At 67.8% G+C, this 24,430-nt stretch carries 23 protein-coding genes; 5 read left to right on the top strand and 18 right to left on the bottom strand.

The genetic code is table 11. The annotated features are described in order from the left end of the window. Positions 1 to 23: 23 nt before the first annotated feature. From GFD32_RS14920 to GFD32_RS14890, 7 genes are read right to left on the bottom strand one after another with little or no spacing between them, the layout of a single operon-like run. Entirely contained in the window at positions 24 to 707 is a 684-nt protein-coding gene (locus GFD32_RS14920; RefSeq protein WP_163577393.1) for a protein-L-isoaspartate(D-aspartate) O-methyltransferase, read from the bottom strand. Next, positions 694 to 1,440, bottom strand: coding sequence for a 5'/3'-nucleotidase SurE (gene surE / locus GFD32_RS14915; RefSeq protein WP_163577392.1), 747 nt, complete (start codon positions 1,438 to 1,440; stop codon positions 694 to 696). The genes GFD32_RS14920 and surE overlap by 14 nt, the downstream gene beginning before the upstream one ends. Positions 1,441 to 1,448: 8 nt before the next feature. Continuing rightward, positions 1,449 to 2,552 (bottom strand): tRNA pseudouridine(13) synthase TruD, encoded by a 1,104-nt coding sequence (gene truD, locus GFD32_RS14910; protein WP_240455673.1) that lies wholly within the window; start codon positions 2,550 to 2,552, stop codon positions 1,449 to 1,451. Continuing rightward, positions 2,549 to 3,052, bottom strand: coding sequence for a 2-C-methyl-D-erythritol 2,4-cyclodiphosphate synthase (gene ispF / locus GFD32_RS14905; RefSeq protein WP_205599150.1), 504 nt, complete (start codon positions 3,050 to 3,052; stop codon positions 2,549 to 2,551). Before ispF ends, truD begins: the two co-directional genes overlap by 4 nt. Position 3,053: 1 nt before the next feature. Continuing rightward, entirely contained in the window at positions 3,054 to 3,791 is a 738-nt protein-coding gene (gene ispD, locus GFD32_RS14900; protein ID WP_163577391.1) for a 2-C-methyl-D-erythritol 4-phosphate cytidylyltransferase, read from the bottom strand. Beyond that, positions 3,784 to 4,131, bottom strand: a complete 348-nt coding sequence (ftsB, locus tag GFD32_RS14895) for a cell division protein FtsB (RefSeq protein WP_163577390.1) — start codon at positions 4,129 to 4,131, stop codon at positions 3,784 to 3,786. The genes ispD and ftsB overlap by 8 nt, the downstream gene beginning before the upstream one ends. A 56-nt stretch (positions 4,132 to 4,187) precedes the next feature. After that, positions 4,188 to 5,321: a GNAT family N-acetyltransferase gene (locus GFD32_RS14890; RefSeq protein WP_163577389.1), complete on the bottom strand. Its 1,134-nt coding sequence runs from the start codon at positions 5,319 to 5,321 to the stop codon at positions 4,188 to 4,190. 107 nt (positions 5,322 to 5,428) lie between these two features. Between GFD32_RS14890 and GFD32_RS14885 the strand changes: the two genes are divergently transcribed. The 5 genes from GFD32_RS14885 (at position 5,429) to GFD32_RS14865 (ending at position 11,931) form a co-directional block, all read left to right on the top strand. Further along, complete coding sequence (locus GFD32_RS14885) at positions 5,429 to 6,823, top strand: coniferyl aldehyde dehydrogenase (RefSeq protein WP_163577388.1); 1,395 nt, start codon at positions 5,429 to 5,431, stop codon at positions 6,821 to 6,823. Positions 6,824 to 6,925: 102 nt separating this feature from the next. Beyond that, positions 6,926 to 8,812, top strand: a complete 1,887-nt coding sequence (gene edd, locus GFD32_RS14880) for a phosphogluconate dehydratase (RefSeq protein WP_163577387.1) — start codon at positions 6,926 to 6,928, stop codon at positions 8,810 to 8,812. A 201-nt stretch (positions 8,813 to 9,013) separates the two neighbouring features. Further along, positions 9,014 to 9,982, top strand: coding sequence for a glucokinase (gene glk, locus GFD32_RS14875; protein ID WP_163577386.1), 969 nt, complete (start codon positions 9,014 to 9,016; stop codon positions 9,980 to 9,982). Between the two features lie 18 nt (positions 9,983 to 10,000). Beyond that, positions 10,001 to 10,966: an aldose epimerase family protein gene (locus GFD32_RS14870; RefSeq protein WP_205599149.1), complete on the top strand. Its 966-nt coding sequence runs from the start codon at positions 10,001 to 10,003 to the stop codon at positions 10,964 to 10,966. Beyond that, positions 10,963 to 11,931 carry a carbohydrate kinase family protein gene (locus tag GFD32_RS14865; protein ID WP_163577385.1) on the top strand — a complete coding sequence of 323 codons (969 nt, stop codon included), beginning with the start codon at positions 10,963 to 10,965 and terminating at the stop codon, positions 11,929 to 11,931. Before GFD32_RS14870 ends, GFD32_RS14865 begins: the two co-directional genes overlap by 4 nt. 76 nt (positions 11,932 to 12,007) lie before the next feature. Here the strand turns inward: GFD32_RS14865 and tal are convergent, their stop codons facing one another. The 11 genes from tal to cra form a co-directional block, all read right to left on the bottom strand. Beyond that, the gene (tal, locus tag GFD32_RS14860; RefSeq protein ID WP_163577384.1) at positions 12,008 to 12,961 is read right to left on the bottom strand and encodes a transaldolase; all 954 of its coding nucleotides are present in this window, start codon (positions 12,959 to 12,961) and stop codon (positions 12,008 to 12,010) included. A 21-nt stretch (positions 12,962 to 12,982) separates the two neighbouring features. Next, positions 12,983 to 14,461, bottom strand: a complete 1,479-nt coding sequence (gene xylB, locus GFD32_RS14855; protein WP_163577383.1) for a xylulokinase — start codon at positions 14,459 to 14,461, stop codon at positions 12,983 to 12,985. Then, positions 14,461 to 15,948 carry a mannitol dehydrogenase family protein gene (locus GFD32_RS14850; protein ID WP_163577382.1) on the bottom strand — a complete coding sequence of 496 codons (1,488 nt, stop codon included), beginning with the start codon at positions 15,946 to 15,948 and terminating at the stop codon, positions 14,461 to 14,463. The genes xylB and GFD32_RS14850 overlap by 1 nt, the downstream gene beginning before the upstream one ends. Positions 15,949 to 16,117: 169 nt before the next feature. Next, the gene (locus tag GFD32_RS14840) at positions 16,118 to 16,906 is read right to left on the bottom strand and encodes an L-iditol 2-dehydrogenase (protein WP_163577381.1); all 789 of its coding nucleotides are present in this window, start codon (positions 16,904 to 16,906) and stop codon (positions 16,118 to 16,120) included. 44 nt (positions 16,907 to 16,950) lie between these two features. Then, positions 16,951 to 17,625 carry an HAD family hydrolase gene (locus GFD32_RS14835; protein ID WP_163577380.1) on the bottom strand — a complete coding sequence of 225 codons (675 nt, stop codon included), beginning with the start codon at positions 17,623 to 17,625 and terminating at the stop codon, positions 16,951 to 16,953. A 9-nt stretch (positions 17,626 to 17,634) separates the two neighbouring features. Next, positions 17,635 to 18,783, bottom strand: a complete 1,149-nt coding sequence (locus GFD32_RS14830) for an ABC transporter ATP-binding protein (protein WP_163577379.1) — start codon at positions 18,781 to 18,783, stop codon at positions 17,635 to 17,637. Between the two features lie 109 nt (positions 18,784 to 18,892). Beyond that, the gene (locus GFD32_RS14825) at positions 18,893 to 19,789 is read right to left on the bottom strand and encodes a carbohydrate ABC transporter permease (RefSeq protein WP_163577378.1); all 897 of its coding nucleotides are present in this window, start codon (positions 19,787 to 19,789) and stop codon (positions 18,893 to 18,895) included. Positions 19,790 to 19,805: 16 nt separating this feature from the next. Beyond that, positions 19,806 to 20,696, bottom strand: coding sequence for a carbohydrate ABC transporter permease (locus tag GFD32_RS14820; protein WP_163577377.1), 891 nt, complete (start codon positions 20,694 to 20,696; stop codon positions 19,806 to 19,808). A gap of 63 nt (positions 20,697 to 20,759) precedes the next feature. Further along, complete coding sequence (locus GFD32_RS14815; RefSeq protein WP_163577376.1) at positions 20,760 to 22,079, bottom strand: ABC transporter substrate-binding protein; 1,320 nt, start codon at positions 22,077 to 22,079, stop codon at positions 20,760 to 20,762. Positions 22,080 to 22,223: 144 nt separating this feature from the next. Next, positions 22,224 to 23,180, bottom strand: coding sequence for a sugar-binding transcriptional regulator (locus tag GFD32_RS14810; RefSeq protein ID WP_163577375.1), 957 nt, complete (start codon positions 23,178 to 23,180; stop codon positions 22,224 to 22,226). 77 nt (positions 23,181 to 23,257) lie between these two features. Further along, positions 23,258 to 24,259 (bottom strand): catabolite repressor/activator, encoded by a 1,002-nt coding sequence (cra, locus tag GFD32_RS14805; RefSeq protein ID WP_163577374.1) that lies wholly within the window; start codon positions 24,257 to 24,259, stop codon positions 23,258 to 23,260. Positions 24,260 to 24,430 lie beyond the last annotated feature (171 nt).

Raw genomic sequence — 24,430 nt, 5'->3', positions numbered from 1 at the left:
GAGAAACACACTGACTTGACGGTTCAACGAATCACTCCTTGCAGCAGCGGCACGAAACGGACCCTCTCGAGCCGCTGGACTTCGAACGCCTCGCCACTGCGCCGCACCCGGGTCAACCACTGGGCCCCCTTGGCGTCGGCCAGCGGCAGGATCATCACACCCGCGTCTTCATCGAGCTGGGCGAGCAGCGGCTCCGGTATCTCGCTGGCGCAGGCAGTGAGCAGGACGACGTCGAACGGTGCTGCATCCTGCCAGCCATGCCCTCCGTCGGAGAGTCGCAGTTGGACGTTGCGCGCCTCGAGCAGACGCAGACGCGCTGCAGCGCGGTGATGCAGGGCATTGATTCGCTCCACGGACCAGAGTTCCGGCACCAAGCGTGCCAGAATCAACGTCTGGTAGCCCGAACCGGTGCCGATCTCCAACACTCGACAGGGCGCCTCGCGCAGGACGAGCTCGGTCATGCGGGCCACGATCCACGGCTGCGACAGCGTCTGACCGTGGCCGATGGGCAGCGACGTGTCTTCGTAGGCACGGTGGGCGAGTGCTTCGTCGAGGAACAGGTGCCGCGGCTCCCGCGCCAGGGTTTCCAGTACCCGCGGATCGGCGATCCCCTGCTTCGCCAGCCGCTCGACCATGCGGTTGCGCGTGCGCTGCGAGGTCATGCCGACCCCACGCAGGCGTTCGGCGAGGCCTTCAGGTGAGTGCATTCAACCAATCCCGTACGTCATCGAGCGCGGAATGCCGCGTCAGGTCGAGCTGCAGCGGCGTGATGGAAACGTAGCCGGACTCCACGGCGGCGAAATCGGTATCCGGCCCGTCGTCGGCGTTCTCGCCGGCCGCAGCGATCCAGTAGCGCAACCGGCCTCGTGGATCGCGCACCTCCATGGGCCGCTCGGCCGGGCCACGATAGCCGAGGCGGGTGACCCGCACCCCGCGCAGCTCGTCCCACGGCAGGTCCGGCACGTTGACGTTGAGCAGGCTGCGCGGCGGCAACGACAGCTGATCGGCGATGCCCACCAGGCTGGCGGCGACGCGCCCCGCCGTATCGAAGTGGCGCTCGCCGGCCAGAGACATGGCGATCGCCGACATGCCCAGGTTGCGCCCCTCCATGGCCGCGGCCACGGTGCCCGAGTAGAGCACGTCGTCACCCAGGTTGCTGCCATGGTTGATGCCGGAGATGACCAGGTCGGGTCTTTCGTCCCACACGCCGTTGACCCCCAGATAGACGCAATCCGCCGGCGTGCCGTCCACGCAGTAGAAACCGCTCTCCAGGGCAGTGAGCGACAGCGGCCGCGACAGCGTCAAGGAATTGCTGGCCCCGCTGCGGTCGCGGTCGGGCGCCACCACGCGCAGCCGCGCATGGGGCATCAGGGCATCGTAGAGCGCGCGCAGGCCGGGGGCGTGCACGCCATCGTCGTTGGAAAGCAGCAGTCGGCGCATGGGTCTCCTCACTGGCCCTTCTCGGGCATCTCGAACGTCAGGCTCGGGTGGTCGATCAGCTCGCGCAGCACGGCCGTGGCAAAACTGCCCCGCGGCAGGCGAAAGTCGAGACGCAGCCGCTCGCCGTCGCGGGCCAGCGCCGGCTCGCCAAGCCGCACGCGAAGCGGACGGCGTGACAGGCGCACGCCTGCCCGCTCGAGCCCGGCGCACAGGGTCGGGTGACGTGCCGTCAGCCACGCTTCGTACTCCCCGGCCGACGCCGCGGCGAGACTCTCGCCACTGCCCCACAACACGCCGCCGGGATGCAGATCGAGGCGCTCCGTCCGCTCCGCAAGGTCGGCATCGGGCACGTCCACGGCGAACTGGCTCGCGGTGCCGTCGAGTACCGCCACGTCTCCCGGCACCAGCCGATGCCAGTTGCCCTCACCTTGCCGGATCGCCAGCAGCTCGTTGAACAGAAAGCTGCGCGCCGTGGAAAGCATCATGCCATGGCGGTCGTCGCGCTTGCGCCAACCGCGAGTCAGCAGGGCTGCTGCCCGCAACAGGTTGCGCCCGCCGGCGCCGAACCGCTGGGGGCCGAAGGCATTGGGCACGCCGCAGGCACACAGCCGTTCCCAGCGCACGGCCAACTGCGGATCGTCGACGGCTGGTCCGGACACGGCCAGGCTGAAGCGATTGGCCCGATGCACGCCGCGTTTGAGTTTGCGCGGATGCCGCGCCTGGGACAAGACACGAATGCCGCGTGCGGCCAACGCCTCGGCAAGCCCCTCCGGCGCGTCCCGGCCCGGCAAGTGAACCGAAAGCCATTGGCGGGTCACCGCAAAGCGGTCCTTCATGCCGGAATAACCAATGGCGCGGGCCGGCACGTCGCAGACGCGTGCCAGTTCGCGCACCATGTCGAGGGTGGCGAGACGCGGTGTCTCGACCCACAGCCAGAGGTGCTCGCCCTCTCCTTCCGGAGCGAAGTCGAGACACTCCTCGACCACGAAGTCCTCGGGGCTGGCGCGGTACTCGCCGGCTGGCGGCGAGCCGAACTCGGCGTCCAGCGCACGCGGCCAGACGGGAGGCCACGGCGCTCCCTCGCACAGCGATCCGGGTGGCGACTCGCTCACCGGCGCCCCTCCGCCGCCTCGACGATGCGCGACTCCAGCAGCACCACCGCCTCGGCGGCGATGCCTTCGCCGCGGCCGGTGAACCCCAGCCGTTCGCTGGTGGTGGCCTTGACGTTGACAGCCTCTTGCCCAACGCCGAGGTCGTCAGCGAGGCACTCCTGCATGGCGACGATGTACGCAGCGAGCTTGGGCGCCTGGGCGATGACGGTGGCATCGAGGTTGCCCACCCGGTAGCCCGCCTCGCGGACCAACGCCACCACCCGGCGCAGCAGCACGCGGCTGTCGGCCCCGGCCCACGCCGGATCGGTATCGGGAAAGTGGCGGCCAATGTCACCCAGCGCACAGGCGCCGAGCAGCGCATCGCAAACGGCATGCAGCAGCACGTCACCGTCGGAGTGGGCAACGAAGCCGTGGGCGAAAGGAACCGCGACGCCACCGATCATCAGATGGTCGCCGTCGCCGAAGCGATGGACGTCGAAGCCGTGGCCGATGCGCAGCATCTCAGGGCGTCTCCTTGGCAGTCGGTTCCCCGGCGGTCGGCGCCTCGCTCCACTGGGCGGCGAGAATCCGTTCGGCCAGCGCCAAGTCCTCGGGGTGTGTGATCTTGAGATTGTCGCGCCGCCCGGACACCAGGCGAGGCGACAAGCCCAGCGCTTCGATGGCCGACGCCTCGTCGGTCACCGTCATGCCCCGCTCGCGGGCCGCGGCAAGGGCGCGTCGCAACAGGCCGTAGCGGAAACCCTGGGGCGTCAGCGCATGCCACAGGCCGCTGCGCGATTCCGTGGCGGCAACCCGGCCGGCGCCGTCATCGCGCTTCATGGTATCGGCCACCGGCGCGGCCAGCAGCCCGCCCACCGGCTCATCGACGAGGCAGGCATGCAGTCGGTGCAGATCCGCCACGCTCACGCAGGGGCGGGCCACGTCGTGCACCAGCACCAGGTCGTCCAGACGTGCTTCGGCACCGATGGAGGCCAGGGCATTGGCCACGGAATCGGCCCGCTCCGCCCCGCCGTCGACCCGCCGCCAGTCAGCGAAGGGCACCCAGGCCGCGTCGAAGTCGCTGTCGGCAGCGTCCAGGCAGAGCGCCAGCCGCGCGCCGGGAAAGGCCGCGTGCAAACGCGCCAGGGTATGCACCATCAGCGGTCGACCGGCCAGCTCGAGGTACTGCTTGGGGCGCTCGGCGCCCATGCGGCGTCCCCGCCCTGCCGCCGGCACCACCAGCCAGAGGCGCTCATTCATCGGCCGCCTCCGATGCCTCTTCCACCAGCGCCGCGGCATGCCGCTCCAGGGCATCGGTCTGTACGGCCACTCCCGGCACCCAGTAGAAACGCTCGTCGCGGCGGACCATGCCGATGTCGCTACGCGCCCGCTCCTCGATGGCATCCAGGCCGGTCTTGAGATCGACGACTTCGGCGGCGAGCCGCGCGTTGCGAGCGCGCAACGGCTCGTTTTCGGCGTCCAAGGTCTCGACGCGCTCACGGATCTGACTCAGCTCGCGAAGCCCACCATCGCCCAACCACAGGCGGTACTGCAGCACGGCGAGCAGCAGCGTGAGCGCTATGGCCAACCACTTGAGCATCGAGCCTTCCTCGGCAGGTGAAACGGCCCTCATTATGCCAGCTTCACGAGCCTCGCTCACGCCTTGAATGGCAGCGCCCGCTCGGCGACCCGGCAGTAGGCATCGAGGTGGGCACGCTCCTCGGCACAGAAGCGCGCCACTGCATCGCGAAACGCGGGATCGCCGATGTGATGCAGCGAACGCAGCCGCCTCGGCGCGAAACCGCGCGTCACCTTGTGCTCACCCTGGGTGCCGGGGTCGAAGGCGGTCAGTCCGCGCTCGAGACAGTGCTCGATACCCTGGTAGTAGCACGCCTCGAAGTGCAGGCAGTCGGCCACGACTTCGCTCCCCCAGTAGCGACCATAGAGAGTCCGCTCGCCCTGCAGGCAGAGTGCCGCGGCCACCGGCCGACCGTCGAGGCGCGCCTGGACGAGCACCAGCGAGTCGGGCATGGCAGCGTGCAAGCGGCGAAAGAAGTCGAGATTGAGATAGCCGTGGCGCCCACGCTCCAGGTAAGTGATTGCATAGCAGCGATAGAAGTGTTCGAGCGCTGACGCGTCGATCGCCTCCCCCGTCAGGCGATGCAGGTCGAGGCCCTGCTCGGCGACCCGCCGCCGTTCGCGGCGAATCGCCTTGCGCCGCTTCGAGGTCATGCTCCCCAGGAAGCCCTCGAAGTCGCCGAAACCGGCATCGCGCCACTGGAACTGCACCCCATGACGCACCAGCAGTTCGGGGCGGACGGCGAGCCAGGCGTCGACGTCGGCATCCTCGGCGAACAGCAGATGCCAGCTGGAGAGCTCGCCCTCCTCCCAGGCGGTGGCCAGCCTTTCGCGGGCAGCACGGGAGTCGACGCCCGGCGCCAGGGACAAGCGCGGCCCGGGCACCGGACTGAAGGGAATGGCGGTGAGCCCCTTGGGATAATAGCGGCCACCGGCACGCTCCCAGGCATCGGCCCAGGCCCAGTCGAAGACGTACTCGCCAAAGGAGTGATGCTTGTGGTAGTGAGGCATCGCGCCGACCAAGGCGTCGCCCCGCCACAGCGTCAGATGCCGCGGCACCCAGCCGGTGGCTGCGCTCACCGCCCCGCTCGCCTCCAGAGCGTGCAGGAACTCGTGACGCAGGAAAGGGTGGTCGTCGTCGACCAGGGCATTCCACGCCGCCGCCGGCACCGCCTCGATGGCGGGCAATTCCTTGAGGACCAGTTCGGACATGGGCTCTCCTGCGCAACGGTGTGCAGCTGACAAGCGACCGACAAACGGCCTACATTGTGCCCAGACTCACCCCACTCCTACCATCACCGTCACACAGGGAGACGTGAATGGCCGATGCCCGCCATCCCGAGGCGCGCTTCGCGGCACAGCGCCTGGCTTTCCGCAGCGAACCGTACCCCACGCTGGCCACACGCCGCGACCGCCTGAACCGCCTGGCGGAGATGACTCACCGCCACCGCGAGGAGATCGCCCAGGCGATCCGCCAGGACTTCGGCTATCGCGCCGAAGCCGAAACGCGGCTGGCCGAGGTCGCTACGCTGCACCAGGCGGCGGCTCATGCTCGCCGGCATCTCAAACGCTGGATGAGACCGCGCCGGGTGAGCGTACCCTGGCGTCTGCAGCCGGCCCGCGCCCGGGTACACCGCCAGCCGCTCGGGGTGGTGGGCATCATCGCTCCCGGCAACTATCCCTGGAACCTGGCACTGCTGCCCGCGGTAGACGCTCTGGCCGCCGGCAACCGCGTGATGATCAAGCCCAGCGAACACACCCCCACCACCGGCCAACTGATGGCGACTCTCGCCGAGCGCTATTTCGCCGCCGACGAACTCAGCGTGATCAACGGTGATGCGGCAACCGCTCGCGCCTTCGCAGCGCTCCCCTTCGATCACCTGCTGTTCACCGGCAGCGCTGCCACCGGACGCCAAGTGGCACGCAGCGCTGCCGCCAATCTGACGCCCGTCACCCTGGAGCTGGGCGGCAAGACGCCGGTGGTGGTGTGCGCCGACGCCGACCTGGACAAGGCGGCCGAGCGCATCGCCTTCGGCAAGTGGCTCAACGCCGGCCAGACCTGCATCGCCCCCGACTACGTGCTGGTCGACCAGCCGCAACTCGGGGCACTCGTAGCCGCGTTGGAGCGCGCGGTGAAGCGTTTCCACCCTGACGGACCCGCCGGCGACGATTACAGTGCCATCCTCGGCGATTCGCAGCACCAGCGGCTGACTGCCATGCTCGAAGAGGCCCGGGATCACGGCTGCCGCATCGTCTCGTTGGGCGAGACGGTCGAGCTGCGCGAGAGCGTCAAGCTGCCGCCGACGCTGGTGATCGAACCGACGGCTGGGCTGACGCTGATGCGCGAGGAGATATTCGGCCCCTGGCTGCCGATCATCGGGGTGGACGATCTCGACACGGCGCTGGCGTTCATTACCGAGCGGCCGCACCCCTTGGCGCTCTACGCCTTCACCGACGATGTCGGAGTGCGCCAGCGGCTGCTGACCGAAACCCACTCCGGCGGCGTGGTGTTCAACGACACCTTGTGGCACAACGCCGTCCCGGCGCTGCCCTTCGGCGGGGTCGGCGAAAGCGGCATGGGCGCCTATCACGGCGAGGCGGGGTTCCGCCGCTTCAGTCACGAGCGCAGCGTCTTCGACCAGGCACGCCGCAATCCCGTCGGGCTGCTCAACCCACCGTATCGGCACTGGCTGCTGAGAATGCTGGGCCTGTGATGTCATAAAACTACAAAAAAGCCAGAGACATCGCTAGGATGGGCGAAAACCCGCGTCTATATTTGGTAAAATTACCAAACACTCGAACCTCCGAGGTGCACCATGGCTAGCTCCACACCCGCCCTCAACCCCACCGTCGACGCCGTCACCCGGCGCATCCGCGAGCGCTCCGCCGAACGCCGCGCCCTCTACGAGCGGCGCATGGCCGACCAGCACCAGCGCGGCGTGCATCGTGGCGAGCTCTCCTGCGGCAACCTGGCCCACGGCTTCGCCGCCTGCGGCGTCGAGGACAAGAATTCGCTGAAACTGATGAACTCGGCGAACCTGGGCATCATCTCGGCCTACAACGACATGCTCTCGGCCCACCAGCCGCTGGAAACCTTCCCGGAGACCATCAAGGCCGCCGCCCGCGGCATGGGCTCCACCGCCCAGTTCGCCGGCGGCGTGCCGGCCATGTGCGACGGCGTCACCCAGGGCCAGCCGGGCATGGAGCTGTCGCTGTTCTCCCGGGACGTGATCGCCATGGCCAGCGCCGTGGGGCTCTCCCACAACATGTTCGACGCCGCCCTCTACCTGGGCGTGTGCGACAAGATCGTCCCGGGGCTGTTCATCGCCGCGGCACGCTTCGGCCACCTGCCGGCGATGTTCGTGCCCGCCGGCCCCATGCCCAGCGGCCTGCCCAACAAAGAGAAGGCCCGCATCCGCCAGCTGTTCGCCGAAGGCAAGGCGAGCCGCGAGGATCTGCTCGAGGCCGAGTCGCAGTCCTACCACAGCCCCGGCACCTGCACCTTCTACGGCACCGCCAACTCCAACCAGCTGATGATGGAGATGATGGGCCTGCACCTGCCGGGCACCTCCTTCGTCAACCCGGGCACCGCGATGCGCGAGGCGCTGACCCGCTTCGCCACCGAGCAGGCGATCCGCAACACCGAGCCGGGCGGCGACTACCGCCCCTTCTATCGGCAGATCGACGAGCGCGCCATCGTCAACGCCATCGTCGGCTTGCTGGCTTCCGGCGGCTCGACCAACCATACCCTGCATCTGGTCGCCATGGCCGCCGCCGCCGGCCTGACCGTCACCTGGGAAGATTTCACCGATCTCTCGGCGGTGACCCCGAGCCTGATGCAGGTCTATCCCAACGGCCAGGCGGACATCAACCACTTCCAGGCCGCCGGCGGCATGGCCTTCCTGTTCCGCGAGCTGATCAATGCCGGCCTGATCCACAGCGACATCCCCACCGTGTTCGGCACCGACCTGACCGCCTACACCCAGGAGCCGTTCCTGGAGGACGGCAAGCTGGTATGGCGCGAGGGTCCCGATGCCAGCCTCGACACCGAGGTGCTGCGCGGCGTCGAGTCGCCCTTCGCGCCCACCGGCGGCCTCACCGTGCTCGACGGCAATCTGGGCCGCGGCGTGATCAAGGTCTCGGCCGTGGCCGAAGCGCACCGCCTGGTCGAGGCGCCGGTCAAGCTCTTCGAGGACCAGAACGAACTCAAGGCCGCTTTCGAGGCTGGCGAGCTCGACCGCGACGTGATCGCCGTGGTGCGCTTCCAGGGCCCCAAGGCCAACGGCATGCCCGAACTGCACAAGCTCACTCCCTATCTCGGCGTGCTCCAGGATCGCGGCCACAAGGTGGCGCTGGTCACCGACGGGCGCATGTCCGGCGCCTCCGGCAAGGTGCCGGCGGCCATCCACATCAGCCCCGAGGCGCTCGACGGGGGGCCTCTGGCCAAGCTGCGCGACGGCGACATCGTTCGCCTGGACGCCAATGCGGGCACGCTGGAGGCCAAGGTGGATCCTCGCGAGTGGGCCGACCGAGCGCTTCACGTGGCCAGTCTCGACCACTACCACGTGGGCCTGGGCCGTGAGCTGTTCAGTGGATTCCGCCACCTGGCCATGCGGGGAGAAGAGGGTGCCGGCGTCTTTGGCGGCTTCGAGGCCGACGACCTGGCGCGCCAGGAGGGCCAGATCCACGACGAGGACGCCTGAGCCACTGCCACAACAGGGTCATTCCAGTTGCGCAGCGAGAAGCGCCGGGGACAGGTCGCAGAGGGGGTCCGATTCCAGGGAAGGAATCGGTAGCGTACAGGGAGGTATTCACAGCGCGCCCTCGAAGACCTGTCGCCGAGACAGCTTCGAGCGATTCAGTCCTCTGCAACAGTTCAGATGGACAGTAGGGACATATTGACGATGACACGACCCGCTCTTATCGGTGACATCGGAGGCACCAACGCCCGTTTCGCGTTGGTGACCCCGGGTGCCTTCGCCCCCCGCGACATCCTGAGCCTGCCCTGCGCCGATTACCCGGGTCTCGTCGAGGCGGTGACCGACTATCTGGCGCGGGTGGGCGCCACGGCAGAGTCCGCCCCACACGAGGCCTGCCTGGCCTTTGCCTGCCCGATTCGCGGTGACCGCGTGAGCATGACCAACAACGCCTGGTCATTCTCCCGGGCCGAGGCACAGCACGACCTGGGGCTGACGCGCTTCAAAGCCATCAACGATTTCACCGCCCAGGCACTGGGCGTGCCCCACGTGGCCGACGGCGATCTGGTCACGATCCAGTCCGGCGAGTCCGACGCCCAGGCGACCCGCCTGGTGATCGGCCCCGGCACCGGACTGGGCGTGGCCGGTCTCTACCCCGGTCGCCACGCCTGGGTCGTACTGCCCACCGAAGGCGGTCACGTCACCTTCGCACCGACCGACGAGCGCGAGCAGAACCTGCTGCGCCACTTTCGCAACCGCTACGGCCGCGTCTCGGTGGAGCGAATCCTCTCCGGCCAGGGGCTCTACGACCTCTACCTGGCCCACTGCTCGCTGAAAGGCGCCAACCCGAGCTGCCACGACCCGGCCGAAGTGACCGAGGCCGCCGCAAGCGGCGACGGCGTGGCCCGTGATACCCTGCTGCGCTTTCTCAAGATCCTCGGCGACGTATGCGGCGATGCCGCGCTGATGCTGGGCGCCCGCGGCGGCGTCACCCTGTGCGGCGGCATTCTGCCACGCCTGGTCGACTGGCTGCCCAAGAGCCGCTTCTGCGAAGCGTTCGCCGCCAAGGGACGACTGAGCGGCTACACAGCGGCCATTCCCGTCCAGCTGGTTACCGCCGCCTGGCCGGGACTGCTGGGTGCCGCCGAGGCACTGCACAACGAAGAGGTCGAGTGACCCGACGAAGGAGATCGCATGATTCCCGATACGCTTGCCGCGCTGATCGACTCGACCGAGGGGCAGCGCCGCGCCGAATGGGCCGGCCGCGAGGTGTGGCTGGTCAACGAAGCCTGGGGAGAGCTGGCCGTGTCGCTCCAAGGCGCTCAGGTGCTGCACTTTCTACCCAACCCCGCCGCAGGCGCTCCCCCTGCCTCGCCCGAGGCCGCGACAGCTGAAGGCTCTCGTTCCGCGCCGGGCCCCGCGCCGGAAGGCATGGTACCCGGCGGCTGGCTATGGGTGACGCCCACGCCCCAGCCGTTGCCCGGCACCATCCGCGGCGGCATTCCGCTGTGCTGGCCCTGGTTCGCCGACGAGAACACCGCCGACGAATCGCCCGACCGCTCCGGCCCCCTGCATGGCCTGGCGCGCCAGGCCGAGTGGCGACTCGACGCCGCGGACGAGCACGAGGAAGGCGTGGAACTGCACCTGTCGCCCCGTGAGCGCCTCCATTCCCAGCTGTCCCCCCGGGCCGTCATCCAGGCCAATGCCAACCGCCTGCACGTAGAGCTGATTACCGAGCACGTCGGCGAAACGCCGGAGAAGATCAGCGGTGCACTGCACAGTTACCTGGCCGTGGCCGATGCCTTCGCCTGCCGCGTCGAAGGGCTGGCAGGCGCGCGCTATCTGGACAAACTGGCCGGCTTCGCCGAGCAGGAGCAGCAGGGCGAGCTCGCCGTACGCGGTGGACTCGACCGCATCTACCACAGCAATGCCGAGCTATGCCTTGACGACGGCCGGCGGCGCCTGCGCATCGCCCGCCAGAGCAGCGACTCGGCGGTGGTCTGGCACCCGGGCGAGACGCTGCCCGACGACACCCCCGCCGCCGCAGCGCATCACTTCCTGTGCGTTGAGTCGGCCAACACCCGTCTCGATCCGGTATGGCTGGTGCCCGGCGCCCAACATCTGTTGGGAACCACCCTCTCTCGGGAGACCGTATCATGACGCCCGTGATCGCCTTCGGCGAGGCCCTCGTCGACATGCTCTCCAGCCGCCTCGGCGAGTCGACCGGCGATGCACCGGAGACCTTTACCCCCTATGCCGGCGGCGCCCCGGCCAACGTCGCCGTGGCCTGCGCACGCCTGGGGGTGCCGAGCCGCTTTCTCGGCATGCTCGGCGAAGACCATTTCGGCGATTTTCTGGCCGCCGAACTCGCCGCCCAAGGCGTCGATACCAGCGGCGTGCTGCGTACCCGCGAGGCCCGCACCGCCCTGGCCTTCGTCTCCCGCGATGCCGCTGGCGAGCGCACCTTCGACTTCTACCGCCCGCCGGCGGCCGACCTGCTCTATCGTCTGGAACATCTCCCCGCGGGTGTCTTCGCCGACCCTGCCATCGTGCACTTCTGCACCAACAGCCTCACCGAACCCGAGATCGCCGATACCACCCTGGCCATGGCCGAGATGGCACGCCGCGCCGGCTGCCTGGTGAGCGTCGACGCCAACCTGCGCCATAACCTGTGGGAGAGCGGCACGGCCGATATCGCACTGGTCACCCGGCTGCTGGACGCCGCCGACCTGCTCAAGCTCTCTGCCGAGGAACTCGATTACCTGCGCGCCGACCATCCCCGCGACGCCTGGCTGGCCCAGCGCCTGGCCGCCGGCGTCAAGGTCGCGGTGATCACCGACGGTCCGGGCGAGGTCAGACTCCACACCGCCCGCCTCGACGACCGGGTAACGCCACCGCCGGTGAACGCCGTGGACACCACCGCCGGCGGTGACGCCTTCATCGGCGGGTTGCTGGCCGAGCTGGCCGGCCGTTTCGGAGAATCGGGCATCGACGCCGACTGGCACCAGGATAGCGTCTTCCTAGCCCGCGCCGTGGACACCGCTTGCCGCTGCGGCGCCCACGCCGTGGCTCGGCCCGGTGCCTATGTCGCCCTGCCCACCCGAGACGACCTGTCACGCCTCTGAACGCGGCGCTCGGCGCATCCCACGCCGCCGAGCGTCCGTGACGCGTCGACCCGGCAAGGGATGGCGACGGCGCCGTTCAGGCGCCCAGCCGCTCGGCGATTCGTGCTTCCAGGGTGCGCTGGTCCTCGTCGAAGCGCCGAATGCCCTCCGCCAGCTTGTCGTTGGCCATGGCGTCCTGGTTGTGGCCCCAGCGGAAGGCGGGTTCGTCGAGCGGCGCAGGACGCTCGCCAGCCGCGGGGATATCCACGGCCCGGGCGACCTCGCCCGCCTCGGTGGCCAGTTGCTCGAGCAGCGCCGGTGACAGGGTCAGCCGCGGGCAGCCGGCCAGCGCCAGCACCTGACCGACGGTGCGGAAGCTCGCCCCCATCACCACGGTATCGTAGCCGCCACGGCCGACCCGCTCGCAGACTCGCCGCACGAAGCGTACGCCCGGATCATCTTCCGGGGCATAGTCGTGACCGGTTGCCTTCTTGTACCAGTCGGTGACCCGGCCGACGAAGGGCGACACCAGGAAGACCCCGGCATCGAAACACGCCTGGGCCTGGGCCTCGCTGAACAGCAGGGTCAGATTGCACTGGATGCCTTCCTTTTCCAGGCGCTCCGCGGCGCGGATCCCTTCCCAGGTGGAGGCGAGCTTGATCAGCACGCGGTCGCGGCCCAGGCCACGCCGCTCGTAGAGCTCGATCAGCTCGTGAGCCTTGCGGATGCTGGCCTGGGTATCGAAGGAGAGCCGCGCAGCCACCTCGGTGGAGACCCTGCCGGGAATGCGTCTGGCGATCTCCACCCCCTTGGCCACGGCGAGGCGATCCACGGCGTGCTCGACCCTCGCCTGCGGATCGGCGATCTCGGCCTCGACGGCGGCGAGCTCCTCGTCGATCAGCGCCTGATAGCCCGACATGTCGAAGGCCTTGAGCAGCAGCGATGGATTGGTAGTAGCGTCATGTGGGCGGTAGCGCTCGATGGCATCCAGGTCGCCGGTATCGGCGACCACCAGGGAGAGAGTCTTCAGGGCATCGAGTCGTGTGGTCATGCGGTTCCTCCCGATGAGGCTTCAGTGAATTCCGTGGCGTGCGGCCAGTCGATGGCGATAACGGGCGTAGATCTCGCGGTAGGCGGCGACGCTGGCCGGCTCGGGCTCGGCCCGCGAGGCTTCGTCGAGGTGCACCAGGCGCGCACAGAGGTCGGCCAGTTCTCCGCCACGGTGGCACCAGGCGGCCTGCAGGGCGGCGCCCAGGGCCGCGGCGTCGGCGATATCGGGACAGATCACCCGGCTGCCAGTGACGTCGGCGACCATCTGCCGCCACACCGGACTGCGCGAGCCGCCGCCGATCAGGCGGATCTCGCGCACCCCCTCGGCGAGATGGCCGAACTGATCCAGGCCGTAGCGCAGCCCCAGGGTGGCGCCCTCCACCACCGCCCGACACAGGTTGGCCGGGGTGGTGTTGACGCTGGTCAGGCCGTCGAGGCTGGCGTTGGCTTCGGGCAGCATGGGCACCCGCTCGCCGTTGAAGAAGGGCAGCAGTGTCACGCCCTCGGCGCCGATAGGCGCGGCGGCCACCCGCTCGCCGAAGCTCGCCAGGTCGAGGCCGAACAATTCGCGGATGCGCGTGGTCGCCGAGGTGACGTTCATGGTGCAGACCAGCGGCAACCAGCCGCCATGGCTGGCGCAGAAGTTGGCCACCATGGCGCTGTCGGCCACCACCGGCTCGGGGGAGTGGGCGCAGATGGTGCCCGAAGTACCGAGACTCAGGGTCACCAGGCCCGGACGGATGTTGCCGGTGCCGATGGCGCCAAGCATGTTGTCGCCGCCCCCACTGGAAACCAGCACGCCGTCGCTCAACCCCAGCTCGCGGGCCAGCTCGGGGCGAACGATGCCGGCCGGCTCGTGGGATTCGATCAGACGCGGCAGCACCCGTTCGGGGTCGAGCTCCGGGGCGATCTCGGCCAGGACGTCGTGGCGCCAGCGCCGGGCCCGCGTGTCGAAGTAGCCGGTGCCGGAGGCGTCTCCCGCCTCGGCCACCCGCTCGCCGGTGAGCCAGAAGTTGAGGTAGTCGTGGGGCAGCAGCAGGCTTTCGATGCGCTCGTAGGCCTCGGGCCGGGCATCGCGCAGCCAGGCGATCTTGGAAGCGGTGTATCCCGTCTGCAGTACCAAGCCGAGCCGGTCGAGGCAGCCCACCTCGCCACCCAGGCGCTCGATCAGCGCCGCGTTCCAGGGGGCCGTTTCGGTGTCGCACCACAGCTTGGCCGGGTGTACCGGCTGGCCGGCTCCGTCCAGGGCCACCAGGCCGTGCTGCTGGCCGGATACGCCGATGGCGCGGATCGCCCCAGGGTCGATGCCGGTGGTCGCCAGCATCGCTTCGAAGGCGCCGCGTAGTGCCGCGATCCACTCCCCGGGATCCTGCTCGCGGCGACCGCCCTCGCCTTCGTCCAGGCGGTGCGGCCGGCTCGCCTCACCGAGAACCCGGCCATCGTCGACATCGACCAGAACCACCTTGGTGCTCTGGGTGCCGCAGTCCACCCCGACGTACATCAGGCCTCTCCTCGTGTCGTCATCAGTGACTCCAGTGTGGCACGGCTGCCGCCTTCGTGGAGCGAGTGCAGGACCGACAGATAGGCCTCGCGAAAGCGCGGGTCCTCGCCCAGGTCGCCGAACAGCTCGCGGTTCTCGATGAACGCCATCGGCCGAGTGCGATTCTCGGCGGCGATCGCCATCAGCTCTTCCTTGAGACGATCCACCACCGCGATGGGTTCGCCGCGCTCATCCTCGCCCTCGGCATAGCGCGCCCAGCTGGCCACCACCGCCGCGCTGCGCCGGATCTCGCCGCCCCGGGCCAACTGCTCGCGAATCACCGGTAGCAGCCACTTGGGAATGCGATCCGAACTCTCGGCACAGAGCCGCGCCAGGGAGTCCTTCACCTCGGGATTGGCGAAGCGCTCGATCAGGGTGAGGCGGTACTCTTCCAGGTCGATGCCCGGCACCGAGGCCAGGGTCGGTGACCCCTCGCAGCGCATGTAATCGAGCAGGAAGTCGACGAACAGTGGGTCCCGGCACACCTCGTGAGCGTAGCGGTAGCCGGCGAGATAGCCGAAGTAGGCCAGCGCCTGGTGGCTGGCATTGAGCAGGCGCAGCTTCATCTGCTCGTAGGGCGCCACGTCGTCCACCAGTTGCACTCCCACCGCCTCCAGCGGCGGTCGCCCGGCGACGAACCGATCCTCCAGCACCCACTGGGTGAAGGGCTCGCAGACCACCGGCCAGGCGTCCTCGACGACGAAGCGCTCCGCCAGTTCGGCGATGTCTGACTCGGCGGTCACCGGGGTGATGCGGTCTACCATGGCGTTGGGAAAGGCCACCGAGGCGTCGATCCAGTCGGCGAGCGCCGGATCCCGGGCCCGGGCATAGGCGGTGAAAGTCTCCTGCGCCACTTCGCCGTTGCCCTGGATGTTGTCGCACGACATTACCGTGAAGGGCGGGATGCCGCGCTCGCGGCGCCTCACCAGCCCCTCGACGATCAGCCCGAAGGTCGTCTTCGGCGCCTCGGGATGGTCCAGGTCGTGACGGATGTCGGGGTTGGCCAGGTCGAACTCGCCGGAGATCGGATGGAAATTGTAGCCACCCTCGGTGACGGTCAGCGAGACGATGCGGATCGCCGGATCGGCGAGGCGCTCCACCACCGCTGCCGGATCGTCGGGGGCGAAGAGGTAATCCACCAGGCTGCCGATGACTCGCGGCTCGCGGCGGCCGTCGGGATGTTTGATCACCAGGGTGTAGAGATGATCCTGGGCGGCCAGGGCTTCGCGCATGCGGCGGTCGTCGGGCATCACCCCAACGCCGACGATGCCCCAATCGAGCGCCTCGCCACGGTTCATCAGCGCGTCGAGATACATGGCTTGATGGGCGCGGTGAAAGCCCCCCACCCCGAAATGGACGATACCGGGGGAAATGGCGCGACGATCATAGCGGGGCGTGGCGACCTCGGGGGACAGCCAGCCCAGATTGGCGTTGTTGAGTCGAGTCATTGAGTGTCTCCTGCCGCTCCTGGTGTGGGCATCATGTGAGTGTGCAGCTCAGTCGCTCGCCGGCCAGGGCTACGATGAAGCGTCGGCGATCACCCGCCGCCTCCCGTACCCGCGCGGCCACATCATGGATATGGGGTGTCATGTGGTCTCGCCTCCCGCCAGTCGGGTTTCAGCTCATCCAGTTGCCGCCGTCGACGTTGAGGGTCTGGGCGACCACGTACTCGCTGTCGTCGCTGGCCAAAAAGACCGCCGGTCCGGCGTAGTCCTCCGGTCGTCCCATGCGCCCGTAGGGCACCGCTTCGCCCACCAGGCGCTTCTTCTCGCCCAAGGGCCGCTTCTCGTAGCGGGCGAAGAGGGCATCCACTTCGCCCCACATGGGGGTATCCACCACCCCCGGGGCGATGCCGTTGACGCGGATGCCGTGCTGGATCAGGTCCAGGGCACAGGACTGAGTCAGGCTGATCACCGCCGCCTTGGTGGCACAGTACATGCTCACCAGCGGCTCGCCGCGGCGCCCCGCCTGGGAAGCCATATTGATGATCGCCCCGCCCTTGCCACGGTCCACCATGGCTCTGGCCACTGCCTGGAGGGTGAAGAACAGACCCTTGACGTTGACGGCGAACTGCTTGTCGTAGCTGGCCTCGGTCACCTCCAGTACCGGGGCCATGTCGAAGACGGCTGCGTTGTTGACCAGGATGTCGATGCCGCCGAAACGCTCGACCACGCTTGCCACCATGGCGTCGATGGACCGAAGGTCGCAGACGTCCAGGCGCGCGCCCATCAGGCGCGAGGCATCGCACCCTTCGATTTCCAGCGTGGCCAGGGCCGCGTCGATGGCGCTGCGATCGATGTCGGCGATGACCACCGAGGCGCCTTCCTCCAGATAGGCTCGGCAGATGGCCAGGCCGATGCCGCGGGCACCGCCGGTGACGATGGCTATCCGATCTAGCAGTTTCATGTGTCGTATCTCGCAGTGCGGGGTGGGTGGCAAGGGCTCTGGGTTCAGGCGCGCCGTCGTCGGTTCCACGCTTTCACCAGTGGCTCGAGATCCTGCATGCGCTCGATGACCCGCCAGGCACCGGCCTGCTGCAGACGCTCCGCCTGCCCCGGCTGCACATGGCTGGCACCGGTGAAGCCGATCACCGTCATGCCGGCAGCGTGGGCAGCGGTGACCCCGGAGACGCTGTCCTCGACCACCAGGCAGTTCATCGGCGCGGTCCCCAGCATCTCGGCGGCCAGCCGGTAGAGGGCGGAATCCGGCTTGGGACGGGCCACCTGCTCGGCGGTGAAGATCGGCGCCCCGCCGAGCCGGGCATCCAGCCCGGTCGTGGCCAGCGATGCCAACACTCGTCGACGTCGACTGTTGGAAACTACCGCCTTGGGCAGATCGATGGCGGCGATCGCCTCGGCCACGCCTGGTATCGCCTGCAGCTCCCGGGCCAGCCTCGCCTCGATGGTGTCGTCCACTCGCTCGCTGGCCGCCGGGGGCAGGCCATGCACGCTCAGCCCCTCTAGGTGGCACAGGATATCGGCGGTGGTCATGCCCAGCGCCTGGCTGAGCACGGTGTCGGCATCCAGGTCCGGCAGCCACTCGCCGAGCAGTGTCACCAAGGTCGCCTCGGCGATCGCTTCACTGTCCACCAGCACGCCGTCGCAGTCGAAGATCAGGGTCTCCATGGGCTCCCCTCAGGCGCCGTTGGCGTCGGAGGCGACGCGATTGTCCTGGCGGCGCAGGCCGGCCAGCGGGTGCTTCTCGAGGCTCGGCAGGGCCAGGCCCTCGGCATCGAAGAGATGGGCACGATGCGACTCGAAGCCGAAACGCACCGTGTCGTGCACGCTATGGGCGATATCCCCGTCGGCCATGAGGGTGACCATGGCGTCGTCCATTCGCACGTAAAGCGAGGTCTGACCGCCCAGGCGTTCGAGCACCTGGATCTCGCCGGAAAGCGGGCCCTGTGCCTCGTCGAGCACCAGGTGCTCGGGACGAACCCCCAACTCGAGCGACGTACCGGGAGACAGCTCCTCACCCGCCACCGGCACCCGGGTGACGTTACCGCCCGGCAGGCGCACGCCGACCCCATCGGCATCGGCCTCCACCACCTGGACCGGCAGGAAGTTCATCTTCGGCGAGCCGATGAAGCCAGCCACGAAGCGGTTGCGGGGGTGGTGGTAGAGTTCCATGGGCGACCCCACCTGCTCCACCTCGCCGCCCTGCAGCACCACGATCTTGTCGGCCATGGTCATGGCCTCGATCTGATCGTGGGTGACGTAGATCATGGTCGCATCGAGCTCCTCATGGAGCCGTGCCAGCTCGATGCGCATCTGCACCCGCAACGCCGCATCCAAATTGGAGAGCGGCTCGTCGAACAGGAATATGCTGGGATTGCGCACGATGGCACGGCCGATGGCCACCCGCTGACGCTGTCCGCCGGAGAGCGCCTTGGGCTTGCGGTCGAGGAGCGGCTCGAGCTGCAGTATCCGCGCCGCCTCGCGCACTTTCTCGCGGCGCGCCGGTTTGTCGACCCCGGCCAGGCGCAGGCTGAAACCCATGTTGTCCTCGACAGTCATGTGCGGATAGAGCGCATAACTCTGGAACACCATGGCCAGGCCACGGTCGGCGGGGCCGATGTCGTTCATGCGCTGCCCGTCGATCAGAATGTCGCCGGAGGTGGCGCTCTCCAGGCCGGCGATCATGCGCAGCAGGGTGGACTTGCCGCACCCCGACGGGCCGACGAAGACCACGAACTCCTTATCGTCGACCGCGAGGTCGACGCCTTGGATGACGTGGGTGTCACCGAAGCTCTTGGTGACCCGATCGAGTTGTAGCGTTGCCATGCGAAAACTCCCGGATTACTTGACGGCGCCGAAGGTCAAGCCGCGCACCATCTGTTTTGTAGTTGGCGAAAGCGCCAGCCGAAGACCAGTATTTGGCATCGTCGAAAGCCTATTTCACTGCGCCGAAGGTCAGGCCGCGTACCATCTGTTTCTGGGTAAGCCAGCCGAATACCAGGATGGGCGCGATGGCCATCGTCGAGGCGGCGGAGAGCTTGGCCCAGAACAGGCCTTCGGGGCTGGAAAAAGAGGCGATGTAGGCGGTCAGCGGCGCCGCTTTGGAGGAGGTGAGATTGAGGCTCCAGAAGGCCTCGTTCCAGCTCAGGATCACCGATAGCAGCCCGGTCGAGGCGATCCCCGGCAGGGTGAGCGGCAGCAGCAGGAAACACACCTCCTGCAGAGTGCTGGCACCGTCCATGCGCCCCGCCTCGAGGATGTCCTTGGGCAGATCCTTGAAGAAGGTGTAGAGCATCCATACGACGATCGGCAGGTTCATCAGCGTGTAGACGATGGTCAGACCGGTGCGGGTGTCGAGCAGCCCGACGTCGCGAAACAGCAGATAGATCGGCACCAGCACGCCCACCGGCGGCAGCATCTTGGTGGAGAGCATCCACAGCAGCGTGCCCTTGGTGCGCCGAGTGGGCAGGAAGGCCATGGAGTAGGCCGAGGGAATGGCGAGCGCGAGCGCCGCGAGCGTCGAGCCAAGGGCCACCACCACGCTGTTCAGGGCGAACTTGAAGTAGTCCGCACGCGCCTGGACGGCGATGTAGCTCTCCAGCGTCGGCGAGAAGATCAGACTGGGATCGGCGATGGCCGCCGACTCGGTCTTGAAGCCGGTCAGCACCATCCAGAAGATCGGGAAGAAGATCAGGCAGGCGATAGTCCAGCCCAGCGCCGTCAGGCCCAGACGACGAGTCCTTGCCGAGGTCAGCCACGTCGTCCGGGAGGGCTGGGCTACCGATGCCTGGCCATCGGTCGCGGCGAGGGTCTTGGTCTTTGCAGTGCTCATGGATGGGCCTCCGGTGCTAGCTTTCCAGGTTCTTGGCCACCATGCGGACCAGGAAGATGGCGACGATGTTGGCGAGAATGATCGCGACCACTCCGCCGGCGGACGCCATGCCCACGTCGAAGTCGAGCAGAGCCTGGATGTAGATCAGGTAAGCCAGGTTGGTGGTGGCCAGCCCCGGCCCGCCGGAAGTGGTGACGAAGATCTCGGCGAAGATGGTCAGCAGGAAGATCATCTCGATCATGATCACCACGCTGATCGCCCGCTTGAGATGCGGCAGGGTGATGAAGAAGAAGATCGCCACCGGCCCGGCGCCGTCCATGCGCGCCGCCTCGACCTGATCGTCGTCGAGCGACTGAATGGCGGTGAGTAGGATCAGCAGGGCGAAGGGCAGCCACTGCCAGGAAACGATGATGACGATCGAGGTGAGCGGCAGCGACGAGAACCAGTCGACGGCCGGCAGACCGAAGGACTCGGCCAGCCAGGAGAGCACGCCGTTGGCGGGGTGCATCATCATGTTCTTCCACACCAGGGCGCTCACCGTGGGCATCACGAAGAACGGCGAGATGGCCAGCACTCGGGCCACACCGCGTCCGGGAAACTCCTGCTGGAAGAGCACCGCCAGCAGAGTGCCGCCCACCACGGTGATCGCCAGCACCGATCCGACCAGCAGCAGCGTGTTGCCCATCGCCGTCCACAGCGCCGGATCGGTGAACAGGTACCGGTAGTTTTCCAGACCGGCGAAGCCGGTCATCTCCGGCATCAGCAGGTTATAGCGCTGCAGCGAAAACCAGACGGTCATCGCCAGCGGCACGATCATCCATAGCAACAGCAGAGTAACGGCGGGCGCCTGCAACGACAGGGTCCGAAGTCCCCCGACGGTGCGCCCGGCAGCGCGTGTCTTGGTCATGGTCCGGCCCGTTGGGATGGAGTGAGGTTCAGCCGGCCGGGGCGCTCCCGGCCGGCACGGGGGTCAGTCCAGGTAGCCGGCGCGCTGCATGGTACGCTCGGTGGCCCGCTGCGCGGTCTGCAACGCCTGCTCCACGCTGACGTCACCGGTCAACGCCGAAGCGATGGTCTGGCCGACCTGGGTGCCGATCGACTGGAACTCCGGAATGCCCACGAACTGCACACCGACGTAGGGATTGGGTTCCAGGGTCGAGTCGGTCGGGTCGGCATCCCGAATCGCCTCGAGCACGAAATCGGCGAAGGGGGCCGCCTGCTGGTAGTTCTCGTTGGCGTAGGTGGATTCGCGGGTGCCCGGCGGCACGCTGGTCCAGCCCTCGGTCTCGCCGACCAGCTCGACGTACTCACGCGAGGTGGCCCAGGTGATGAAGGTCTCGGCGGCCTCCTGCTTCTCCGAGGAGGCCGGGATCGCCAACGCCCAGGACCACAGCCAGTGGGAGCCTTTGGGTGTCTCGGCCACCGGGGCCGGAGCGAAGCCCAGCCGGTCGGCCACGTCGGACTCGTCCGGGTCGTAGAGCTTGCCGGCCGCCGAAGTGGCATCCACCCACATGGCGCAGTTGCCGCGCGAGAACAGCGCCAGGTTTTCGTTGAAGCCGTTGGAGCTCGCTCCCGGCGGCCCGTAGTTGCCGAGCAGCTCGACGTAGAAACCGATCGTCTCCTGCCAGGCCGGGGAGTCGAGTTCGGGATTCCACGCCTCGTCGAACCAGCGTCCGCCGAAGGTGTTCACCAGGGTCGAGACGAAGGCCATGTTCTCGCCCCAGCCCGGCTTGCCGCGCAGGCAGATGCCGGCCACCTCGTTGTCCGGGTCGTGGAGCTGGCCGGCCCAGTCGCGCACCTCCTCCCAACTGGGCTGCTCGGGAATCTCGATCCCCGCCTCGTCGAACAGATCCTGGCGGTAGTACATCATCGAGCTCTCACCGTAGAACGGCAGTGCATGCAGGGTGTCGCCATGCGATAGACCGTCGCGCACGGACTGCAGCAGGTCGTCGACCGCGTAGTCGGCCGGCAGGTCGTCGAGAGGCGTCAGCCAGCCGCGCTCGGCCCAGATGGGCACCTCGTAGGTGCCGATGGTCATGACATCGAACTGGCCGCCACCGGTGGCCACATCGGTGGTCAAGCGCTGGCGCAGCACGTTCTCCTCCAGCACCACCCAGTCGAGTTCGATATCGGGATGTTGCGTCTCGAACTCCTCGGTGAGGCTCTGCATGATCACCATGTCGTTGTTGTTGACCGTAGCGACGGTGATCTCGGTCTGTGCCTGGGCCTGGCAAGCGGCGGCGACGGCTGCCGCCAGGGTAGCCAGCGGCAGGGCTCGGGTGAGCTTCATGATGGGCTCCTATTGAGACGTCTTGTGTTGTTGTCGACTCGCTATGCCGCTATTGATCATTTAAATCAAAGCGTGAGCAAATGATCGAACAAGACCCCAAAAAAAGCAAAGCCGCCAAGTTAGACTTTAGGACGAGACATGCCTTCAGTCCGCGCTCTCGACGATCAGCCGTGCCGCCCCCTCGTCGGTGACCAGCCCCTTGAGCCACCCCCCGCGCAGGGCCGCACGCAGAGCCGCCCCCTTGTCGCGCCCACCGGCCACGGCCACCAGTGGTCGGTCACGGAAAATGGACAGCGGAAGACTGGTCACACGACGCGTGATGGAACAGTCGATGACCTCGCCGTGCCGGTTCAATGGCCACCCCAGGAGTTCGCCCACCGCCTCACCGGAGATCAACTCTTCGAGCTCTTTTTCGCTGATGAAGTGGTCCTGGAACAGGGTCGCCTGACGGTCGATACGCCCGACCCCGATGAAAGCGGCCTCGGCTTGGCGCGCCACCTCCGCCACCGAACGATACAGACGCTGTCTGCACAGGGCATCGCTCTCTTCCAGCGAATCCGCCACCACTGGTGCCGGCAGCAGGAAACGCTCTCCACCGGTCTTGTCCGCCAGCACCATGACCCCGTCATAACGGTTGGAGGAGCCATCGCGGGCCACGTTGCCGACCAGGGAAACGAAGCGGTGCTGGGGACGATCGATGCGGCTCAGGGCCTCGACCATGGCGCGCACGGCACGACCGGTACCCAGCGAGAGGGTCAGTGGCTCGGTACGGTTCAAATAGTGGGAAAGCCGCTCGGCCGCCGCAACGGCCAGGTAACGTGCACTGTTGGCCGATGCATCGTCCGGATCGGCGGGAACGACGTCACAGAATTCCAGCCCATAACGTTCGCACAGGGCCTCGGAGAGCGCCATGCAACTGGCGATCGGGTGATCGATGTGGACCTTGACGAGGCCTTCTTGCCGAGCCAGAGCCAGCAAGCGCTGCACGCCAGGACGCGAAACACCCAACTGTTGGGCAATTTCATCCTGGGTGATGCCTCCCACATAGGACATCCAGGCCGCTCGCGCCGCCTGATCCAGCCTTCTCTCGAACTTGTCCACGATGCGCCACTCGAAGCCAACCTGAAGTACCAGGAATCATCGCAAGCCCGACCTCCCTGTACAACGGCTGCCGCTGCCTACTCCACCGCCAGCCGCTCCGGCAACCGCCAACGCAGGGTACGCGGAACCACCTGCTCGCCGGCACGGTAATCGCCGCGCGCAGCGGCCAAGGCGGCGGTGAGCGTCGCGGCGGCGATGCGGTCGTAGTCCTGCACCGCCGAGTTGATCGGCAGCGGCAGGAAATCGAGCAGGCGGCTATCGCCGAAGGTGGCCAGACGCAGCCCCTGAGGCAGGCCGCCCTCCTCGAGCAGCACGTCGAAGACGCCGTCGAGCAGCGTGTAGGACGCCGTGATCAGAGCGTCTGGCAGGCCATGGCGATCGAGCAGCTCGCGCATCCGCCGCGCCCCTTCGGCGCGGTCGTAGCGCTCGGCGCACAGGATGACCGGCCGCAGGGAACGGCCCGCCAGCGCCCGTTCGAAACCAGCGCGCCGCTCACCGGTGATGGAGAGCGCCGGCACGGCATCGAGCCAGGCCACGCTCACGACCCGTTCGTCGAGCACCGAGCGGGTCAAGCGCTCGGCGGCCTCGCGGTCGTTGCTCACCACGCTGGCGAAGTGGGCCGAATCGAAGCCGCGGTCCACCGCCACCACCGGCAGGCCGTCGGCCATCAGCTCACGGTAGAAGGGATCGTCCTGGGGCAGGCAGCTCGCCGTGATCAACACCTCGCAGCGCTGGGCGCGCAGCGCCGCGGCCAGGTCGCGCTCCGCTTCGGGCCGGTCGTCGGAACCGACGATCAGCAGTTGATAGCCCTGCTCCCGGGCGCCGCGCTCCAGGCGCTTGGCCAGCCGCGCGTAACTGACGTTCTCCAGATCGGGAACGATCAACCCCAGGGTACGGCTCGAGCCCCGACGCAGCGCCGCTGCCTGGGCATCCACCCGGTAGCGATGCTGACGCACCACGGCCATCACCCGCTCGACGGTGTCGGGGCTGATACGCCGCTCCTCGGCTTTGCCGTTGATGACGTAGCTGGCGGTGGTGCGCGACACGCCGGCCAGGCGCGCGATTTCGGCGAGTGTCATGGTCGTCCTCGTTGCCAGAAAACCCAGTTTACGCGACTCATCGATCTCTCCGCCCCCTGCCAAAGTCTAAGATGGCTCGCCTTGCCAAAATGCATGAATCGATCCAGCATTGAATCATAGTAGGTGACACGATTCAGCCAATCACCAACGACTGCCGCTGTCGGCACCCGA

The organism is Halomonas faecis (assembly GCF_010993975.1).
Classification (GTDB): Bacteria; Pseudomonadota; Gammaproteobacteria; order Pseudomonadales; family Halomonadaceae; genus Halomonas; species Halomonas faecis.
This window is presented reverse-complemented; position numbering and strand designations above follow the sequence as displayed.

Bases quoted from the DNA above. Each gene is read 5' to 3' on its own strand.
- GFD32_RS14920 (WP_163577393.1), bottom strand. From the start codon at position 707: ATGCACTCACCTGAAGGCCTCGCCGAACGCCTGCGTGGGGTCGGCATG.
- surE (WP_163577392.1), bottom strand. From the start codon at position 1,440: ATGCGCCGACTGCTGCTTTCCAACGACGATGGCGTGCACGCCCCCGGC.
- ispF (WP_205599150.1), bottom strand. From the start codon at position 3,052: ATGCTGCGCATCGGCCACGGCTTCGACGTCCATCGCTTCGGCGACGGC.
- ispD (WP_163577391.1), bottom strand. From the start codon at position 3,791: ATGAATGAGCGCCTCTGGCTGGTGGTGCCGGCGGCAGGGCGGGGACGC.
- ftsB (WP_163577390.1), bottom strand. From the start codon at position 4,131: ATGCTCAAGTGGTTGGCCATAGCGCTCACGCTGCTGCTCGCCGTGCTG.
- GFD32_RS14890 (WP_163577389.1), bottom strand. From the start codon at position 5,321: ATGTCCGAACTGGTCCTCAAGGAATTGCCCGCCATCGAGGCGGTGCCG.
- GFD32_RS14885 (WP_163577388.1), top strand. From the start codon at position 5,429: ATGGCCGATGCCCGCCATCCCGAGGCGCGCTTCGCGGCACAGCGCCTG.
- edd (WP_163577387.1), top strand. From the start codon at position 6,926: ATGGCTAGCTCCACACCCGCCCTCAACCCCACCGTCGACGCCGTCACC.
- glk (WP_163577386.1), top strand. From the start codon at position 9,014: ATGACACGACCCGCTCTTATCGGTGACATCGGAGGCACCAACGCCCGT.
- GFD32_RS14870 (WP_205599149.1), top strand. From the start codon at position 10,001: ATGATTCCCGATACGCTTGCCGCGCTGATCGACTCGACCGAGGGGCAG.
- GFD32_RS14865 (WP_163577385.1), top strand. From the start codon at position 10,963: ATGACGCCCGTGATCGCCTTCGGCGAGGCCCTCGTCGACATGCTCTCC.
- tal (WP_163577384.1), bottom strand. From the start codon at position 12,961: ATGACCACACGACTCGATGCCCTGAAGACTCTCTCCCTGGTGGTCGCC.
- xylB (WP_163577383.1), bottom strand. From the start codon at position 14,461: ATGTACGTCGGGGTGGACTGCGGCACCCAGAGCACCAAGGTGGTTCTG.
- GFD32_RS14850 (WP_163577382.1), bottom strand. From the start codon at position 15,948: ATGACTCGACTCAACAACGCCAATCTGGGCTGGCTGTCCCCCGAGGTC.
- GFD32_RS14840 (WP_163577381.1), bottom strand. From the start codon at position 16,906: ATGAAACTGCTAGATCGGATAGCCATCGTCACCGGCGGTGCCCGCGGC.
- GFD32_RS14835 (WP_163577380.1), bottom strand. From the start codon at position 17,625: ATGGAGACCCTGATCTTCGACTGCGACGGCGTGCTGGTGGACAGTGAA.
- GFD32_RS14830 (WP_163577379.1), bottom strand. From the start codon at position 18,783: ATGGCAACGCTACAACTCGATCGGGTCACCAAGAGCTTCGGTGACACC.
- GFD32_RS14825 (WP_163577378.1), bottom strand. From the start codon at position 19,789: ATGAGCACTGCAAAGACCAAGACCCTCGCCGCGACCGATGGCCAGGCA.
- GFD32_RS14820 (WP_163577377.1), bottom strand. From the start codon at position 20,696: ATGACCAAGACACGCGCTGCCGGGCGCACCGTCGGGGGACTTCGGACC.
- GFD32_RS14815 (WP_163577376.1), bottom strand. From the start codon at position 22,079: ATGAAGCTCACCCGAGCCCTGCCGCTGGCTACCCTGGCGGCAGCCGTC.
- cra (WP_163577374.1), bottom strand. From the start codon at position 24,259: ATGACACTCGCCGAAATCGCGCGCCTGGCCGGCGTGTCGCGCACCACC.